The 17,528-nt window shown below is 66.8% G+C and carries 14 protein-coding genes; 9 read left to right on the top strand and 5 right to left on the bottom strand.

Features of this window, described 5'->3' with window-relative positions; all coding sequences use genetic code 11:
• Positions 1-19 precede the first annotated feature (19 nt).
• Complete coding sequence (locus tag ACFVUS_RS22700; RefSeq protein WP_387769428.1) at positions 20-778, top strand: crotonase/enoyl-CoA hydratase family protein; 759 nt, start codon at positions 20-22, stop codon at positions 776-778.
• A 4-nt stretch (positions 779-782) separates the two neighbouring features.
• Here ACFVUS_RS22700 and ACFVUS_RS22695 read toward each other — a convergent pair whose 3' ends face one another.
• The gene (locus tag ACFVUS_RS22695; protein ID WP_387769425.1) at positions 783-1,706 is read right to left on the bottom strand and encodes an NAD-dependent epimerase/dehydratase family protein; all 924 of its coding nucleotides are present in this window, start codon (positions 1,704-1,706) and stop codon (positions 783-785) included.
• Positions 1,707-1,815: 109 nt separating this feature from the next.
• Here ACFVUS_RS22695 and ACFVUS_RS22690 point away from each other — a divergent pair, with 109 nt between their 5' ends.
• From ACFVUS_RS22690 to ACFVUS_RS22680, 3 genes are all read left to right on the top strand, one after another.
• Complete coding sequence (locus tag ACFVUS_RS22690; RefSeq protein WP_387769422.1) at positions 1,816-2,760, top strand: GlxA family transcriptional regulator; 945 nt, start codon at positions 1,816-1,818, stop codon at positions 2,758-2,760.
• Positions 2,761-2,986: 226 nt separating this feature from the next.
• Positions 2,987-4,096, top strand: a complete 1,110-nt coding sequence (locus ACFVUS_RS22685) for a DUF4185 domain-containing protein (RefSeq protein ID WP_387769419.1) — start codon at positions 2,987-2,989, stop codon at positions 4,094-4,096.
• Positions 4,097-4,180: 84 nt separating this feature from the next.
• Positions 4,181-4,927 (top strand): class I SAM-dependent methyltransferase, encoded by a 747-nt coding sequence (locus tag ACFVUS_RS22680; RefSeq protein WP_387769416.1) that lies wholly within the window; start codon positions 4,181-4,183, stop codon positions 4,925-4,927.
• A 102-nt stretch (positions 4,928-5,029) separates the two neighbouring features.
• On the opposite strand, the gene ACFVUS_RS22675 is transcribed toward ACFVUS_RS22680, so the two are convergent.
• Positions 5,030-5,632, bottom strand: a complete 603-nt coding sequence (locus ACFVUS_RS22675) for an alpha/beta family hydrolase (RefSeq protein ID WP_387769413.1) — start codon at positions 5,630-5,632, stop codon at positions 5,030-5,032.
• A 284-nt stretch (positions 5,633-5,916) separates the two neighbouring features.
• Between ACFVUS_RS22675 and ACFVUS_RS22670 the strand changes: the two genes are divergently transcribed.
• Positions 5,917-7,743 (top strand): acyl-CoA dehydrogenase, encoded by a 1,827-nt coding sequence (locus tag ACFVUS_RS22670; protein ID WP_387770138.1) that lies wholly within the window; start codon positions 5,917-5,919, stop codon positions 7,741-7,743.
• Between the two features lie 186 nt (positions 7,744-7,929).
• On the opposite strand, the gene ACFVUS_RS22665 is transcribed toward ACFVUS_RS22670, so the two are convergent.
• The gene (locus tag ACFVUS_RS22665; RefSeq protein WP_387769410.1) at positions 7,930-9,678 is read right to left on the bottom strand and encodes a VanW family protein; all 1,749 of its coding nucleotides are present in this window, start codon (positions 9,676-9,678) and stop codon (positions 7,930-7,932) included.
• 340 nt (positions 9,679-10,018) lie between these two features.
• Between ACFVUS_RS22665 and gnd the strand changes: the two genes are divergently transcribed.
• Positions 10,019-11,047, top strand: a complete 1,029-nt coding sequence (gnd, locus tag ACFVUS_RS22660) for a phosphogluconate dehydrogenase (NAD(+)-dependent, decarboxylating) (protein WP_387769407.1) — start codon at positions 10,019-10,021, stop codon at positions 11,045-11,047.
• Between the two features lie 126 nt (positions 11,048-11,173).
• Here the strand turns inward: gnd and ACFVUS_RS22655 are convergent, their stop codons facing one another.
• Together ACFVUS_RS22655 and ACFVUS_RS22650 are read right to left on the bottom strand one after the other, a co-directional pair.
• A complete protein-coding gene (locus ACFVUS_RS22655; protein ID WP_387769404.1) occupies positions 11,174-12,523 on the bottom strand; it encodes a lipase family protein in 1,350 nt (449 codons plus the stop codon).
• 3 nt (positions 12,524-12,526) lie between these two features.
• Positions 12,527-13,816, bottom strand: a complete 1,290-nt coding sequence (locus ACFVUS_RS22650) for a hypothetical protein (protein ID WP_387769401.1) — start codon at positions 13,814-13,816, stop codon at positions 12,527-12,529.
• 342 nt (positions 13,817-14,158) lie between these two features.
• On the opposite strand from ACFVUS_RS22650, the gene ACFVUS_RS22645 reads away from it, so the two are divergent.
• The 3 genes from ACFVUS_RS22645 (at position 14,159) to ACFVUS_RS22635 (ending at position 17,415) form a co-directional block, all read left to right on the top strand.
• Positions 14,159-15,322, top strand: a complete 1,164-nt coding sequence (locus tag ACFVUS_RS22645) for a glycoside hydrolase family 3 N-terminal domain-containing protein (protein ID WP_387769398.1) — start codon at positions 14,159-14,161, stop codon at positions 15,320-15,322.
• An 87-nt stretch (positions 15,323-15,409) separates the two neighbouring features.
• A complete protein-coding gene (locus tag ACFVUS_RS22640) occupies positions 15,410-16,018 on the top strand; it encodes a TetR/AcrR family transcriptional regulator (RefSeq protein ID WP_387769396.1) in 609 nt (202 codons plus the stop codon).
• Between the two features lie 119 nt (positions 16,019-16,137).
• The gene (locus ACFVUS_RS22635; RefSeq protein WP_387769393.1) at positions 16,138-17,415 is read left to right on the top strand and encodes a DUF5685 family protein; all 1,278 of its coding nucleotides are present in this window, start codon (positions 16,138-16,140) and stop codon (positions 17,413-17,415) included.
• The last annotated feature ends 113 nt before the right edge of the window (positions 17,416-17,528 follow it).

Here is a 17,528-nt window from a genome sequence, read left to right as displayed (position 1 = left end):
CAGCCGAAGAGGAAAGACCATGAGCAACAACGTCTCCCTGCGTTTCGAAGGCGACCGCGCCTACGTCGCCCTGGACCGGCCGGACAAGCACAATGGCCTCACCATCGATATGCTCCGCGAACTCGCCCGCGTCGCCCGCACCATCGGCGGGCGCGAGGATATTCGCGCGGTCATCCTCTCCGGCAACGGCCCGAGCTTCTCCTCCGGTCTGGACGTCGCCAAGGCCATGAGCAATCCGCTGGAGGTGGTGCGCTCATTCGTACCGCTGCCGTGGACCGGCACCAATGACTTCCAGGAAGCCTGCTGGGCGTGGCGACGCCTGCCGCAGCCGGTCATCGCCGTCGTGCACGGCCGCTGCTACGGCGGCGGATTGCAGATCGCGCTGGCCGCCGACTTCCGTTTCGTCACACCGGATTCCGAGTTCTCGGTGATGGAGGCCAAGCACGGTCTCATCCCGGATATGACCGGTGCGGCCACCCTGTCCCGCCTGATCGGCATCGACAAGGCGCTGCTGCTCACCATGACCGCCGATCCGGTCGACGCCGCCTACGCCGAACGCATCGGCCTGGTCACCGAGGTGAGCGCGGATCCGCTGGCCGCCGCCGAGAAGCTCGCCGACCGCATCGCCACCCGCTCCCCGCACGCCGTCGCGAGCGCCAAGAAGCTCTTCGACCGCAGCTGGCAGTCCTCGGTGCGGCGCACCCTGGCCATCGAGCGCGCCACCCAGCTGCCCTTGATCATCCGCCAGGCCCTCGGCAGGAGCGGTAAGGCCGAATAGCGACTCAGGCGGCGATCGGCAGGGTGATCGTTTCGGCGATCACCGCCTCGATCGGGGTGACGGTGAGCCCCAGCGCGCGCTCCGTCACCGTCGCGTCCAGTACGTCGGGATGTTCCAGGGCGTAATACATCTCGATCATCTCGGCGACGATCGGATTCTCCAGCCCGGCCCAGGCCAGCTCGTGCCGGGTCATCGGCACGAATTCCGGGATTCCGGTCCCGGCCGCCGCGGCGATCCGAGTGGTCAACTCGCGCACCGATATCCGGTTGGACGGCACATGCCAGGCCCGACCCCAGGCGATCTCGGAACGAGCGGCCGCGGCCAGCGTCCGGGCCACATCCCCCACGTACGACCAGGATTTCGCGACATCGAGATCGCCGGGGTACGAAACCGGCTCACCGGCAAGCAGTTTCGGCACCACGAACATGTTGTACACCGAGGTGGCGGCCTCGCGGCCCAGGAACGCGGCCGCCCGCACCTCGGTCACCCGCGCCCGGCCCGCCGCGTGCGCGTCCAGTGCGTCCAGCCACATCCGCGCTCGCACAGCGCCTTTCACCGCGATCGGGGCCATCGGCAGGTCCTCGGTGAACGGGCCGTCCACCCGCCCGTAGCCGTAGGTGTTGCTCAGTGCCACATAACCCGCGCCGGTCCGCTCGGCGGCGGTGAGCAGCGCCGCGCCGATCGGCGGGAATTCGGCGGGCCAGCGATCGTAGGCGGGCCAGGTGGTGTTGATCAGACTCACCGCGCCCGTGGCCAATTCGGTCATCCGGTCCGCGTCGGTGGTGTCGCCCACCGCCAATTCGATGCGCGGATGCGCCGGTCCGAGGCCGCGGCGGCTCACCAGCCGGACCCGTTCCCCCGCCGCGGCGAGTTCCAGCGCGGTACGGCCTCCGGTACCCCCGGCACCTGCGACGACATGCAGTGACATCGGAATTCCTCTCCCGTCGGCCACCCGTGCGGCGGCCCGGAATCCACTGTGCCGAGCCGGATCCGGGTACGGTAGTGGCCGGAATGCCAGATATCCCAAGGATCGAGCCATGCACAGGATCGCGGTTCTCGCCGTACCCCCGGTGACCACTTTCGACCTGTCGATTCCGGAAGTGGTCTTCCCCGCCACCGTGATCGACGGCGCGCCCGGATACGAGGTGACGCTGTGCACGCCCGATCCGGGCATTGTGCCCGGCTACAACGGCACACCCGTGGTGATCGAGCGGGGATTGGACGCGGCGGCGACGGCGGACACCCTCATCGTGACCGGGACCGGAGCCCGCGCCGAAGGCGATCCGCGCGTCCTGGAAGTGCTCGGAACCGCTGCGCGCCAAGGCAAACGCATCGCCTCCATCTGCACGGGCGCGTTCGTGCTGGCCCAGGCCGGACTGCTGGACGGCCGCCCCGCCACCACCTACTGGCTGTTCTCCGATGAGCTGCGCGAACGCTTTCCCGCGGTGGATCTGCGACCCGATGTGCTGTTCGTCGACGACGGCCTGATCCTCACCTCCGCCGGACTCGCCGCCGGAATCGACCTGTGCCTGCACATGATTCGCGCCGACTACGGTGCGGTCGCCGCCAACGCGGTCGCCCGGCTCGCCGTGACGGCGCCCTTCCGGCCGGGTGGCCAAGCCCAATTCATCGAGACGCCACTGCCGCCCGAGACCGGCACTTCCCTTGCCGCGACCCGGGAATGGGCGCTGGGGCGATTGGAGCAGCGGCTCGCGCTGCGCGACCTCGCGGCGCACGCGAATGTCAGCACCCGCACCCTCACCCGGCGGTTCCGGGAGGAGACCGGCGCGAGCCCATTGCAGTGGCTGCTGCACCAGCGGGTGGATCGTGCCAGAGAGTTGCTGGAGGCGACCGGGCTGTCCATCGAGGAGGTCGCACGGCAGTCCGGGCTCGGCACGGCCGAGTCGTTGCGCCAACATTTGCTCCGCCGGAATGGGCTGACACCGAGCGGCTATCGCGTTGCGTTCAGCCGCAATCGGTAGCTGCGACGACGCGCCGGTATCCACATCTGCGCAGTTCAAACCCAAATCGATGCTCTAATCAAGACTGGTAAGCCAATTCACGGCAAACAATCCCGATAGCTGTCCCGCAAGCCCCAGTTCCGCTGTTAGCATTTTCACACTTTGCCAGCGAGCCGAACAACTTGTGCGGTCCGTCACATATCGTGTGGTCGCGCATGATTTTCGGCGAGAACCGGAGGACCACGCATTGACCAAGTCCGCCTCCGTGCTGCTGTCCGCGATAGCAGGTGCTTCGGCCTTGCTCCTGACCGTGACCGGCCCGGCCGCAGCCAATCCCAATGCCATCAATCCGATTCCGGTGCTCAACGGCACCAATGGGCTACCCCAGCTGCCGGGCCGGACCAAAGCGGTCTTCCAGGTCACCGGTATGCAGAGCCCCAACAACACCCAGTCCTACAACGTGCTCGGCACCGACCTCGGCATCATGTGGGACAACGGCGGCGGCGAAATGCTCACCACCTTCGGTGACACCGCCGGGCTCGGCTTCCCCAATCTGCTGGTCGGCAGCACCTGGGCCTGGCGCTCCAATATTCTGGTCCGCTCGCATACGCAGAATCCCGCGAACGGCATCTACTTCGACAGCGTCGTGCGCGATATCTTCGGCCAGGCACGCGATCTCATCCCCAGCCCGAAGATCCCGTTCCTGGAGATCAGCCGCATCCCCACCGCCGCGATCTCGGTCGGCGGCACCCAGTTCATGAGCCTGATGTCCGTGCAGAGCTGGGACGACGTCGGCCAGTGGACCACCAACTTCTCCGGTCTCGCGGTCTCCGGCGACAACGGCGAGAACTGGGTGGAACTGCCCGCCACCCGCCGCCCGGACGATCACGGCAACGCCAACTTCCAGATGAACTCGTTCGTCAAGAACGGCGGCTTCGTCTACGAATACGGCACCGCGTCGGGTCGCAATAATCCGGCATTCGTGGCACGCGTGCCCGAGGCGGCCATCGGCGACCTCGGCGCATACGAATACTGGGTCGGCGACCAGTGGAAGCGCGGTGACGTCGACGGGGCCACGCCGGTCATCGGCGGCGGCATCGCCGAGATGTCGGTGCAGTGGAACGACTATCTCGGGCAATACATCATGCTCACCACGGACCCGTGGAATTCGGTGGTCATGTACCGGGCGCCGAATCCGGAAGGCCCGTGGAGCGGACCCGAGATCCTGATCGACACCCGCGAACTCCCCACCGCGTACGCGCCGTCGATCTTCCCGTACCAAACCGGGCGCGATCTCTACTTCCTCACCACCGTGCACAGCCAGTACAACGTGATCCTCATGCACACCACCCTCTAGCGAGGGGCAGCTGAAAACTCGGCCGCGAACACAGCAGTGTTCGCGGCCGAGGTGTGTTTCGGGTCAGCTTCTAGACTCTGGGGCATGGATGCCGACGGCTGGGACAGGCACTACTCGACCACCGAGTTGGTGTGGGGCGCACCGCCGAACGACACCGTGGTCGAGCAGGTGTTCGGGCTGGAACGGCGACTGCCGCTGACCGGATTCGGGGTCGGCGAGCCGCGGCCCGAACTGCCCCGGGTGCTGGACCTGGGCTGTGGCGAGGGGCGCAACGCGCTGTGGCTGGCCACGCACGGGTGGCAGGTCGACGCCGTCGATTTCGCGCAGGCAGGAATCGACAAGGGGCGCACGGTGGCCTCGCGACTTTCGCGCTCGGTGCGCGGGCGTATCGCCTGGCATTTCGCCGATGTGACCGAACTCCGCGCCGCCGGACTCACCGGACCGTACGAGCTGATCCTGCTGGCCTTCGTGCACCTGCCCGCCGCCGACCGCCGCGCCCTGCTGCTGAGCGCCGCCGACCTGCTCTCCCCCGGCGGCACGCTGCTCGTACTCGGCAATGACACCCTCAACCTCACCGAAGGCTATGGCGGCGAGCAGGATCCGGCCCTGACCTTCACCCCGAACGATATCGTCGACGATCTCGCCCCCACCGCCGACGAACTGCGCATCCGGGTGGCGGACCGCGTGCACCGCCCCACCGAGGAACGCGACGCCATCGACGCCCTGGTGGTGGCCACCAAACCCATTCCGGAAGAACCGGCCCCGGCCCTGTCCGCCGATGGGGTCGCGGAAACACTCGCGCTCGAAGCGCCTACACCGGCCGACGACTGACCTTCTCCGTCATTCCGGCGTGCTTTTGGCCGGAATCCACTGAACTGGCTGCGGCAACCCCGAGTGTGGATCCCGGCCAAAAACATGCCGGGATGACTGGGGCTATGCGGTCCAGCGCAGCAGCCACGGGGTGACTGTACCGGCGATTTCGTCGAAGCCCGCGCGGTAGGAATGCGCCTGTCCGGGAATCACTTTCACCTCGGTGGCATCGGCGGGATCGGGGATGCCGAAGGGGTCGCGGGCTCCATTGACGACCACCACCGGGATATTGCCGACGTCGAGGAGTTCCTCGCGGCGGGACTTCTCCGGCTTACCGGGTGGGTGCAGCGGAAATGACAGTGCGACAACGCCCTTGGCCTTCGCCTCGCGGGCGGTGCGGCAGGCGACGCGCGCACCATTGCTGCGGCCGCCCTGGATCAGCGGGACGCCGCGGAACTTCTTGCGCACCGCGGCGATGATTTCCAGCCAGGCGGTGTCCTGTACTTCGGCCTTGCCCGGGGCGCGTCGGCCCGCCACCCGATAGGGCTGGGTCACCAGCACCACCGCGCCATTCGCCTCCAGAGCCGAATCACGCACGGCAAGGAGGTCTTTCGCGTCGACGCCGCCGCCGGAGCCGTGCGTCAGCACCAGCAGGAACACGGGCGGTTTCCGCGCGGGTCGCGCGATGTCGATCTCGGCGGGACCGGCACTGGTTTCGATGCGCACCGCCTCACGCTAGCGATTCGGCGGCTGTGAATTCGCGCGGCGCTCCGGGCGCTGATCAGCGGGTTCGGCTGTACCGCCGGTTCGGCCGGGATGCGGCCCCTGAGCGGCGCGGGTGCCTTTCATCACATTGGCCTCGATCGTCTTGAGACGCCCCTTACCGATGGGTAACATGGCGCTTAAGTTACCCGTCAGTAGCGCTAGCTTTACGGTGTCTACTCGGTGGACCAACGGGCGGGAACGGCATAACCGAACCGCACCCATCTCAATGGAGAGTGAGTACGACCATGGGTCACTACAAGAGCAATGTCCGCGACCTCGAGTTCAACCTCTTCGAGGTGCTCGGCCTCGGTTCCCTCCTGGACGGCGGCGCCTACGGCGACCTCGACACCGAGACCGCCAAGGAAATGCTGAACGAGGTCCGTCGCCTGGCCGAGGGCCCGCTCGCCGACTCCTTCGAGGACGGCGACCGCAACCCGCCGACCTTCGACCCGGCCACCCACACGGTCACTCTCCCCGAATCCTTCAAGAAGTCCTACCGCGCCCTCGAGGACGGCGGCTGGGCCAAGGTCGGCGTCCGCGAGGAGCTCGGTGGCCTCGGCGCCCCGTCCGCCCTCACCTGGGCGCTCGGCGAAATGATCCTCGGCGCCAACCCCCCGGCCCAGATGTACGCCGCCGGTGCGGGTTTCGCGCAGGTCTTCTACAACAACGGCACCGATGAGCAGAAGAAGTGGGCTCAGGCGATCGCCGACCGCAACTGGGGCGCCACCATGGTGCTCACCGAGCCGGACGCCGGTTCCGATGTCGGCGCGGGCCGCACCAAGGCCGTCAAGCAGGAAGACGGCACCTGGCACATCGAGGGCGTGAAGCGCTTCATCACCTCGGGCGACTCCGACGACCTGTTCGAGAACATCATGCACCTGGTGCTGGCTCGCCCCGAGGGCGCCGGACCGGGCACCAAGGGCCTGTCCCTGTTCTACGTACCGAAGTTCCACTTCGACTTCGAGACCGAGACCCTCGGCGAGCGCAACGGCGTCTTCGTGACGAACGTCGAGCACAAGATGGGCATCAAGGTTTCGGCCACCTGTGAGGTCACCTTCGGCGGCCACGGCGTGCCCGCCAAGGGCTGGCTGGTCGGCGAGGTGCACAACGGCATCGCGCAGATGTTCGACGTCATCGAGAACGCTCGAATGATGGTGGGCACCAAGGCCATCGCGACCCTGTCGACCGGTTACCTGAACGCGCTGGACTACGCCAAGATCCGCGTCCAGGGCGCCGACCTGACCCAGATGACCGATAAGGCCGCGCCCCGCGTGACCATCACCCACCACCCGGACGTGCGTCGCTCGCTGGCCATGCAGAAGGCGTACGCCGAGGGCCTGCGCGCCATCTACCTGTACACCGCCGCGCACCAGAACGCCGATGTGGCCGAACTGGTTTCGGGCGCGGACAAGGATCTGGCGTTCCGCGTCAACGATCTGCTGCTGCCGATCGTCAAGGGTGTCGGTTCCGAGCGCGCCTACCAGTACCTGACCGATTCGCTGCAGACCTTCGGTGGCTCCGGCTTCCTGCAGGACTACCCGATCGAGCAGTACATCCGCGACGCCAAGATCGACTCGCTGTACGAGGGCACCACCGCCATCCAGGCGCAGGACTTCTTCTTCCGCAAGATCGCCCGCGACCGCGGTGTGGCGCTGGCCCACGTGGCCGGCCAGGTGCAGAAGTTCATCGAGCGCGAGGGCGGCAACGGCCGGCTCAAGGCCGAGCGCAAGCTGCTCGCCACCGCCCTCGAGGATGTGCAGGCCATGGCCGCCACCCTGACCGGGCACCTGATGGGCGCCCAGCAGGACCCGAAGGAGCTGTACAAGGTCGGCCTGGGTTCGGTCCGCTTCCTGATGGCCGTCGGCGATCTGCTCATCGGCTGGCAGCTGCTGCACCACGCCGAGGTCGCCATCAAGGCCCTGGACAACGGTTCCACCGAGGCGTTCTACACCGGCAAGGTCGCCACCGCGCAGTTCTTCGCGCGCAACGTGCTGCCGGAGCTGACCGCCACCCGCGCCATCCTGTCGAACCTGGACAACGACATCATGGAGCTGGACGAGGCCGCGTTCTGATCTGAGCCCGCGGCTCGATAGCAACCGGTGCGCCCCTGGGATATCCCCCAGGGGCGCACCGCTGTCTGTGGATAAAGGTTGGGGCCCGGAGGATTCCGGGCCCCAACTCCTGTTTGTGATCTATCCCAAGTCATCCCAAGGGTTATCCACAGGCGGTGGATAACCTGTGTGCGAAGGGATCTCGGATCACTCGCACTTCACGACGGGGATGGGGTCGTACTTCACCGTGCGGGTGTGGCGGTAGGTTTCCTTGCCGGACTTGGCATCCCGGATGATTCGGGTATCCGAGGTGGTGAAACCGGGTGCGCCGTCCGAGGCGATGCAGTTCTTGCCCTTGGGGAGGGTGACCGTATTCGGTTCGGTCGGCTTCACCCGATCACCGGTGATCGATTCCACCTCAACGGTTTTGGTACTCCACAGCCGGACCGTCAGCTCCGAGTCGCCGCCGACGGTTTCGATGTAGATGCCGTACGGGGTGTTGTTGCGGAACTTCAGATCGATCGCGCCGTCGAAGACCGTGGCCTCGCGGGCGGCGGGGTACCGGGAGATGTAGTAGCTGTGCTCGGTGTGGTCGACATCTTCCAGCCCCGCGAAGTAGGCCGCGTTGTAGAGCGTGGTCGCGAACTGGCTGATACCGCCGCCGACCGCGGTGCTGGGACGGCCGTGGTCGATGATGCCGGACTCGACATAACCCTCCGCCACGCCTCGGGTACCGGTGAAGTCGTTGAGCGAGAACACATCCCCGGGCCGGATCACCGCACCGTCCACCTTGCGCGCCACGGTGCGGATATTCACGCCGGACGGACCGCTGAAACCGCCGGTGGTGAAGGAACCGACGGGCTGCACGACACCGAACTTCTCGGCGTCGGCGGTGGTCAGCTTGGGTTGCACCTGCTCGTAGACAACGGCTTTGACGTGGTCGCCCGGTGAAACCAGCAGGGCCGGAAGACCTTCGAAGGTCTTGTCCCAGTTGACGGCGTCGCCGACCACCGCGGGCACCAGGGTGGCGCGGCTGCCGGACAGCGTCCAGGTGGCATCCTTGGGTTCCACCACGGTGGGCTTCAACTGTGGTTCCAGCGCCGCGATCAGCGCATCCCGGTTGTACGAGAGTTCCAGTGCGCCTTGTTCGTTCGGCTGGAAGACGAGTGCGCCCGCGAGCTGCGCGGGATCGAGCGCGGCATTGCCGCCCTTACCGGTGAAGGTGATCGGCACCCGCACCGCGGGCTGGGCGATCTCGCGCAGCGCCCTGTCCACCGCCGCGGAGCTGACCTTCGCCTGCTTCTCGACGGCGGGCAGATCCAGCACCGAACCGTCGGCCCAGTGATCGGTGAGCTGTGCGCGCGCGGCGACCACATCGAGCACTCGCCCGGGCACCGGCCGCACCGGCACCGGTCTGCCCTGATCGAAGACGATGCCGCCCTCGACCGGCTGGCGGTCGTTGGCGCGCAGCGCGTCGAGCTGCTTGGTCATGGCGGTCTCGTCGACCAGGCTCGCGGGTTCCACCCGCCGGGTCGCGAACAGCGACCACACCCGGGTGAAGGGGTTCAACGGCTGACCGCCGATGCGGTCCCAGGTGCCGTCCCAATCCACCGACAGGCCCGCCGTGCGCGGCACCAGATCGGCGCGCACATCGCCGATCTCGACCGTGAGCGGTTGTGCGACACGCTTATCGAGTTCCAGCTCCAGCCGGGTCTGCGCCTGGGCGCGCTGCAACCCGCCGATATCGATGCCCGCTACCTGCACGCCGCGTGGCGTCTGCCCGGACGAGAGCGTCCAGTCCACCGCGAAAGCGATACCGCCCGCGGCCATCAGCACACCCGCCGCGATCCCGGCCCGGCGGGCCATGGCCGAGTTCAGGAACTGGCGTCCGGGCGTCGGTGGTTCGGCCGGGGCCTGCCGCGCACGCGCGTGCCGCCCGGGACTTCCGCTGGTCACGAACCATCCTCCCAAATGGTTGAATCCGGACTCGCGCACGCGAGCCCGCCACCCACCATAGTGGGCGGCTCCGACACGGGGGTTTGTCCAGGCTCGCAGCAACTTCTGCGCAATACGGCACCGGAAACGAAGAGAGGCTCCGTGCGGTTGCCGGGTCGGGGGTCTGGCAACAGCACGGAGCCACCCCTTTATCGACACCCGCTCGGGGGCGTTACACACCTTCCCGAGGAGACCGGAAAAAACTTCCGGCAACCGGAACTGGGACAATCAAGACGATCGCACCGGAACAGTCAGTAGAACCCGGGGCCGCCCGTGGTTCGGGACGACTCGAGGAGATGACATGCAGCTCGGAATGATCGGCCTGGGCCGGATGGGCGCCAATATCGTGCGGCGCATCGTCCGGGACGGGCACACCGCCGTCGGCTTCGAACGCAAGAGCTCGCATATCGACGAACTCACCGCCGAACTCGGCGACAGCTTCTCCGGCAGCACCGAACTGAGCAAGTTCGTCGCCATGCTGGAGACGCCCCGGGTGGTGTGGGTGATGATTCCGGCGGGCGCGACCGGCGCGGTCATCGATCAGGTCGCCGAACTGCTGGAACCCGGTGACATCATCATCGACGGCGGCAACAGCCGCTACCACGAGGACATCAAGCGTGCGAAGGCGCTGACGCCCAAGGGCATTCATTACCTCGACATCGGAACATCCGGCGGCGTCTTCGGTTTGGAACGCGGCTTCTGCCTGATGATCGGCGGCGAGACCGAGACGGTCGCACATGTCGAACCGCTGCTGAAATCCATTGCCCCGGGCGTGGATACGGCACCGCGCACGCCCGGGCGCACGGGCACGCCGTCCACCGCGGAGGAGGGTTACCTGCACTGCGGGCCCGCGGGCGCGGGACACTTCGTGAAGATGGTGCACAACGGCATCGAATACGGTGCCATGGCAGCGTATTCCGAGGGGATGAACATCCTGCACAGGGCGAATGTCGGCAATGCGCAGGACACCGAGCATTCGGCCGAGGTCACGCCGCTGGAGAATCCGGAGCTCTACCGCTACGACATCGATGTCCCCGAGGTCACCGAGGTGTGGCGGCGCGGCTCGGTGGTGGCGTCCTGGCTGCTCGATCTCACCGCGGCCGCGCTCTACGCCGATCCGAACCTGGATTCGTTCGGCGGCAATGTCTCGGACTCCGGTGAGGGCCGCTGGACGCTGGACGCCGCCATCGACGAGGGCGTGCCCGCGCCGGTGCTGTCCGCGGCCCTGTTCCAGCGTTTCTCCTCACGCGGTGAATCGCTGTACGCCGACAAGGTGCTGTCGGCCATGCGCCAGGCCTTCGGCGGCCACCACGAGCTACCGAAGGCCTAGCGCATCGGATATCAGAGGCCCAGCGCCTGCGCGAGCATCTTCGCGACCGCGAGCGGTCCGAAGGTGAGCAGGTAAACCACACCGTCCACGATGGCCATCATCGGGCGGCTCCTTTCGATAGTGCTGTCATTCGAAGTTGCCGTCGATCCAGTCGATGGTCTGCATGCCGAAAAGGTCGACGCCCCAGCCGTACATATCGGTGATGAAGCGTTCCATGCTGCAATCGGTCGGGGCGTAGGTGACGTCGGCGCCCTGACCGCGATAGGTCTCGGCGAGATTCCTGGCGTCCGCGGCGGGCACCAGCGACATCGGCGAATCATCCTTGGCGCACGAGGAGATCATGATCTTCGACGTCGGAGTTCCATTGCGCCCCAGCACATTGTTCGCGAACGCGCGCTGGAAATCCGGCTCGTCGGCCGGATTGCGGCCCGAGGTGAACAGCGCCTCCATCGGCACGAACGGCAGCCCGAAATAGGCGGGCACCTGGCACTGCGTGCGATAGAAGTTCGCCAGCGCCTGTCCGGCGGGATTGAGCTTGTCGTTCACCCGCATCTCCGGGTACCAGGGCTCCAATCCGAGCAGCGTCGCGAGCGCGAAGCCCGAACCGATCGAACCGCTGGTGACGCGCATGAAATTGGCGGGATCGACGACCATGCCCTCCAGCAGCGTGGACTTGATGTCCAGCTCCGGTGCGTACGTCGGAGCCATTTCCGCCGAGAAGGCCGCTCCCACACCGCCGCCCGCGATACCGAACAGGGCGATCTGGGTGTCATTGCTCAACCCCGACTCCGGAAGCCGCAATGCCGCACGCGCGCCGTCCAATTGGGCGTGCCCGGAGTAGGTGCCGACGAAGACGCCGTGCGGATCACGATCCGCGTCATTGCCGACGTCGGAGATCATCACCGCGTAGCCCTTGTCGAACATGAGCGCCAGCGGGCCGAGCGCGGACCAGGACGAACCGTCCAGGGGCGCACCACCGGTCCACTGCGTGCTCGGATGGCACGACCAGCCGACGCTGTCGTTCGCCTCCTGATACGAGATGAGGCGGCGTTCGGCGGCGGGCTTGCCGTCCTTGGGGATCATCAGGATGCCGGTGCTGATGACCGGGGTGACGCCGTCGGGGGCGGTGGTGACGTACATCAGCTTGTGCGCGTCGACGGTGGTCGGCTTCACGCCCAGGAACATCACGTCGACCGGCTTGGATTTCAGTACGGTGCCGGGCTTCTCGGAACCGGTGAGCGCAGGCTCCTCGTAGAAGGGGTCATTCGCGAGCAGTGCCTCGAATTTCTCTTCCGGCGAGGCGTTTTCGGCGGTGTTCAGCGTGCCGATGACGAATCCGTTGAAGACCCGGTCGATTCCGGGCACCGGATTCACCGGGGCCACCGGGGTCACCGGCTCCGGTGCGGCGGTCGCCACGGCGGTGCCCGACAGCAGCACGGCCGCGGCGAACAGTACGGCGGGAAGGGTGCGTCGCATGATTTATCGCACCGCCATTTCCGTACCCGCGGTGACCGGGCTCGCGGGAGTCACCTGTAGTTGGCGCACAGCGGAATCCAGCAGCTGCGGAATGTTCAGCAGCGGGCGTTTCGATTCCATCTGCACCTCGTAGGGCGTGCGCATGGTGGCCTCCAGCGCGGGCCAGTTGTTCTCGACCTGATCGCGGTACTTGGGCAGCAGTTCGTCGGTGATGTACTCCCAGCGCGAGTCCAGCACCGACCAATTCCATTCCGGCAGCGGCAGAGTCAGCAGTGCGGGGGTGCCGTCGGCCGCGGTGAAAGAGATCCGGATGGGATGGAACTGGCGGGGCGGCACCACACCCGCGACCGACGGGGAACCCGCCGCGCCACTGAGATAGGTGATGGCCTCGCCGACATCGCCCTTGTACGAACGCACTTCGTCCCACTGCCGGGCGATGGCCCACTGCTGTTCGCGGCGCAGCAGGGCGCGATTGCCGGCGGCGACGCGTGCACCGTTCCCGGAGGCGACATCGCGCCACGCGGCCATGATGTCGTCGCCGAAGAGTCCGGCGGCCTGGAATTCCTGAAGTGCTGGCAGCCCGCCGGTGACATACGCGTCGTGCATGGGCATGAGGTCGGAGAAGATGTTCTTCTGCATCACCAGGATCGCGGCGATGACGTGGTCGACGTCCTCGGGGGTGATGCGCGGGGCGGCCGCGGCGAGGGCGCGCAGACCGGCGGGCAGGCGTTCCACGGCCTGCGGTCCGGCGGCCCGCTGTACGGCCGCGAGCACCGCTCCGGCCGACTCCGAAAGTCCGGGCAGCCCATAGAGATCGGAGCCCATCAGCTCGAAATCGATGAGTCCACCGCCGAAGTCGGCGCCGACCTGGCCGCCCATTCCGGCCCACTGCAATTCGCGGTGCGCGAGTTGCAGGTCTTCGTAGTAGCGGTATGACCTGATGAGGTTGTCGCGATTGGCGCGCACCCCGTCGCGCGGATTCCAGGCCCGCAGGTCGATGCCCGCCTTGCCGGTGGCGTCGACCAGCCAGTACTGGTAGAGCAGGGCGGCGTAGCGCTGCGGCGGAACGTCCTGTGCGCGAGCCTGTTCGAGCAGTCTGCCGAGTTCGGGGCCGTCGTACGGCAGGTCCGGGTGGACACCACCGGGACCGGCGGCCGCGTCCCGGTTGATCAGCGGCAGATCGAGATAGCGGTCCACTTCACTCGCCGAGGCCGGTGCCGCGGCGGCCATTCCCACTCCCACCGCGGCGGCGACTCCCAGGGCGGCCGTGCGCAGCATTGCGCCGATTCGCATATGTCAGTCCTCCATCAGGTTCGTCCCATAGAACCGGCCCGGCAGGTTTGCCACAACACTGCCGATGGCCGATCTGAGACAACTTCCCCTTGGCGCACATCCGCCGGGTTCGACTCGATTCCCCCGCGCGAATCCGCAGATGTGCGTATTTATGCAGCTAGATCTGTTATCCAGCACGCGAACGAGACCTTACTGGACGTATGTCCGAGTCACTTAATTGCCTCATGTGTCGATCGCCACACGTTTGCCAAATCCGCTCGTACAGCGGTCGGGCTACAAACGGGACCGAAACACCGGTGTCCGAATAGGCGCGAACCCCGGCGGCGGCTACCGTCGGATGCCATGCGCAACGCTCCTGGGATCGTGATCGCACTCACCGCCCTCGTATTGGCCGGCTGCTCCGGCAGCGGGTCCGATCAGTCGACCCAATCGACCACCAGCACAACGGGATCCAGCGAAACCACGCCGCCGCCGAGCAGCTCCGCACCGCAACAGGACTGCGCGGCCGGATATTTGGCGAACTTCACGCTGCGACAGAAGCTGGCGCAATTGCTCACCGTCGGCGTCACCGGCGAGGCCGATGCCGAGAACGTGGTGAAGACCGAGCAGATCGGCGGCATCTTCGTCGGCAGCTGGACCGATAAGGCGATGCTGGCCCAGCATCAGATCGACAAGGTGCAGGCCGCGTCCCGCACCCCGCTCATGGTCACCATCGACGAAGAAGGCGGCCGGGTATCGCGGGCCAAGGACCTGATCGGGGTCGCGCCGTCCGCGCGCGCCACCGTCGGCCAGATGAGCCCGGACGAGTTCTACACCTTCACCCTGGATCGCTCCAAGAAGCTGAAGGCACTCGGCGTCACCGTCGATTTCGCGCCGGATGTGGATGTGAGCAGCCAGCCCGACGATTCGGTGATCGGCGACCGCTCCTTCTCCGATGATCCGAATGTGGTGGTGCAGTACGCCGATGCCTACATTCGCGCCGCGCACGATGCCGGTCTGGGCACCGTCATGAAGCACTTCCCGGGCCACGGTTCGGGTTCGGGCGATTCGCACACCGGCGCGGTGAAGACCCCGCCGCTGGAGCAGTTGCAGACCTCGGATCTGGTCCCGTATCGCAAGCTCGTCGATTCCGGTTCGGCCGTCATGGTCGGACACCTGGACGTGCCCGGACTGACCGAACCGGGTAAGCCCGCCAGCATCAGCAAGGAAGCCATGGATTTGCTGCGGCAGGGCACCGGCTATAACGCGGCCCCGTTCGACGGCGTGATCTTCACCGATGACCTCGGCGGTATGGCCGCCATCACCGCACGCATGAGCATCGAGGACGCGGTCGAGGCCGCCCTGGTCGCGGGTGCCGACAATGCGCTGTGGATTACCACGGACGCGGTCCCGCAGGTGCTGGACCGGCTGGTACAGGCCGTGCAGGCCAACCGCCTACCGGGAAGCCAGGTAGATGCCTCGGTCCTTCGGATGGCAAAGTACAAGGGCACCGCTCCACACTGCTGACGCCCGATGGCGAATCACCGGCAATTCGCACTCGCGGAACTTACCTTGGAGTAAGATAGGGGCTTCGATATGTCCTAGGAGATGTGGATGGCAGGCGGAACGAAACGACTTCCCCGCGCGGTGCGCGAGCAGCAGATGCTCGACGCCGCGGTGGAGGTCTTCTCGCGCAAGGGTTATCACGACACCTCCATGGATGCCATCGCCGCCGAGGCGAAGATCTCCAAACCCATGCTCTACCTGTACTACGGCTCCAAGGACGAACTGTTCCGCGCCTGTATCCATCGCGAGAGCATGCGGTTCATCGAAGCCGTCGCGGTCGCGGGCAACCCCAAGCTCACCCCGCACGAACAGCTGCGGGCGGGCCTGGAGGCCTTCCTGTCCTATGTCGACCACAACCGGCTGTCCTGGCAGGTGCTCTATAGACAGGCACTCGGCCAGCAACCCTTCGCCTCGGAGATCTCCAACAGCCGGGACCGGGTCATAGAGCTCACCGCGAAACTGCTCGAATCCAGCGCCAAATACGCCGAACCCGGCACCAATTTCGAAGTGGTGTCGGTCGCGGTGATCGGCGCGGGCGAGGCCATCGCCGACCGGGTCGCCAGCGGCACCGTCGATATGGCCGAGGCCGTCGACCTGCTCGACAACCTCGCCTGGCGCGGTCTGTCCGGTAAGAAGAAGGAAATCGAACCCGCCTGACGGGACGAATCTCCCGCAGCGCTTGCCAGTCCCGTTAACGCCTGCCACAGTCGCTCGGATTGTGTTGTTGGACGGCCGGTGCGCACCGGCCCGGGAAACGGGGACTCGCATTGTTCGGAATGCTCAAGCCGTGCGCGCACAGTGCCGCCAAATACGGTATGGAAGCGACCGCCTGGCAAACCCAGCTGTGCGGACTCTGCCTCGGTCTGCGGGACGGGCACGGGCAGCTCGCGCGGGCCGCCACCAATACCGATGCCATCGTGCTGGGCGTACTCACCGAGGCACAGCAGACGCGCACCCTCGAACGCACCGCGGCGGGCCCCTGCCCACTGCGCGGTATGCGCACGGCCAGCGTCGCGCCCGCCGACTCCCCCGGCGTCCAATTGGCCGCCACCGCCTCACTGCTGCTGGGCGCGGCCAAGATTCGCGATCACATCGACGACGGTGACACCCGCCGCCTGAGCAAGCGGCCGATGGCGCACGTCGCCAACCGCTGGCACACCCGGGCGCGCGCGGCCGCCGCACCCATCGGCCTGGATATCGACCCCCTCATCACCGCGATCGAATCGCAAGTGGCGCTGGAGGAATCCGGTGCCACACTGGCCGAGCTGACCGCGCCAACCCAGCTGTGCGCGGCGGAGTTGTTCGCGCACACCGCGATTCTGGCCGGACGCCCCGAAAACGCCGACGCGCTACGGGAAGCGGGCTGGCATTTCGGCCGCATCGCCCATCTCGCCGACGCCATCGAGGACATCGACGAGGATCGCGAAGCGGGCCGCTTCAATCCGCTGACCGCCACCGGAACCAGCACCACCGACGCGCACGCCCTACTGCGCGAATCGAATTCGCTGCTCAAAGCCGCCCTGGTCACGGTGGGCCTGGACCGCACCGCCTCCATCCGCTGGATGCTGCTGGACCCACTGCACGGTGTCGTCCGCAAACTGGGCCGGGCCGCCGGAACCGTGCACGCCTGCGCCACGCACGCCTGCGGCACCGCCCGGCACAGCGCCGAAACCGTCATCCCCGCAGCGGATCTCCGTCATCCCGGCATGTTTGTGGCCGGGATTCACACGACGGCTGTGGATCCCGGCCAAAAGCGCGCCGGGATGACGGGGGATGGCACCGCGAACGGACCGCACGCGGTGTTCGGCACCGAACCGCCGCGCACACCGTTCCGCAGGCCCGGGTTCTGGGAGGGCGTCGGAATCGGGTTGTCCCAGTACTGCACCGGGTACGCCTGCTGCGCCGAGCACACCAGCCCGTGCAGCGGCGAGCGCAAGGACTCGTGGATCAATCGGGGATGCTGCGATTGCAGCGACTGCTGTGACTGCGGCGATTGCTGTAGCGGCTGCGACTGCTGCGATTGTGACTGCTGCGGCTGCGATTGCAACTGCTGAGCGCCGAAAACGTAAAAGCCGCACACCGATTACCCCTCCGGATGTCGAAACCCCTGCGTGGCGACATACGGTGTTGAATCGGTGCGCGGCTCTCGCCCCGCCCCTGCGGGGCC

Source organism: Nocardia sp. NPDC058058 (assembly GCF_042885355.1).
GTDB lineage: Bacteria > Actinomycetota > Actinomycetes > Mycobacteriales > Mycobacteriaceae > Nocardia.
The sequence above is the reverse complement of the archived record's forward strand: the minus strand, read 5'-3'. Positions and strand labels throughout refer to the sequence as shown.

Bases quoted from the DNA above. Each gene is read 5' to 3' on its own strand.
- ACFVUS_RS22640 (WP_387769396.1), top strand. From the start codon at position 15,410: ATGGCAGGCGGAACGAAACGACTTCCCCGCGCGGTGCGCGAGCAGCAG.
- ACFVUS_RS22700 (WP_387769428.1), top strand. From the start codon at position 20: ATGAGCAACAACGTCTCCCTGCGTTTCGAAGGCGACCGCGCCTACGTC.
- ACFVUS_RS22650 (WP_387769401.1), bottom strand. From the start codon at position 13,816: ATGCGAATCGGCGCAATGCTGCGCACGGCCGCCCTGGGAGTCGCCGCC.
- ACFVUS_RS22645 (WP_387769398.1), top strand. From the start codon at position 14,159: ATGCGCAACGCTCCTGGGATCGTGATCGCACTCACCGCCCTCGTATTG.
- ACFVUS_RS22635 (WP_387769393.1), top strand. From the start codon at position 16,138: ATGCTCAAGCCGTGCGCGCACAGTGCCGCCAAATACGGTATGGAAGCG.
- ACFVUS_RS22690 (WP_387769422.1), top strand. From the start codon at position 1,816: ATGCACAGGATCGCGGTTCTCGCCGTACCCCCGGTGACCACTTTCGAC.
- gnd (WP_387769407.1), top strand. From the start codon at position 10,019: ATGCAGCTCGGAATGATCGGCCTGGGCCGGATGGGCGCCAATATCGTG.
- ACFVUS_RS22695 (WP_387769425.1), bottom strand. From the start codon at position 1,706: ATGTCACTGCATGTCGTCGCAGGTGCCGGGGGTACCGGAGGCCGTACC.
- ACFVUS_RS22670 (WP_387770138.1), top strand. From the start codon at position 5,917: ATGGGTCACTACAAGAGCAATGTCCGCGACCTCGAGTTCAACCTCTTC.
- ACFVUS_RS22655 (WP_387769404.1), bottom strand. From the start codon at position 12,523: ATGCGACGCACCCTTCCCGCCGTACTGTTCGCCGCGGCCGTGCTGCTG.
- ACFVUS_RS22680 (WP_387769416.1), top strand. From the start codon at position 4,181: ATGGATGCCGACGGCTGGGACAGGCACTACTCGACCACCGAGTTGGTG.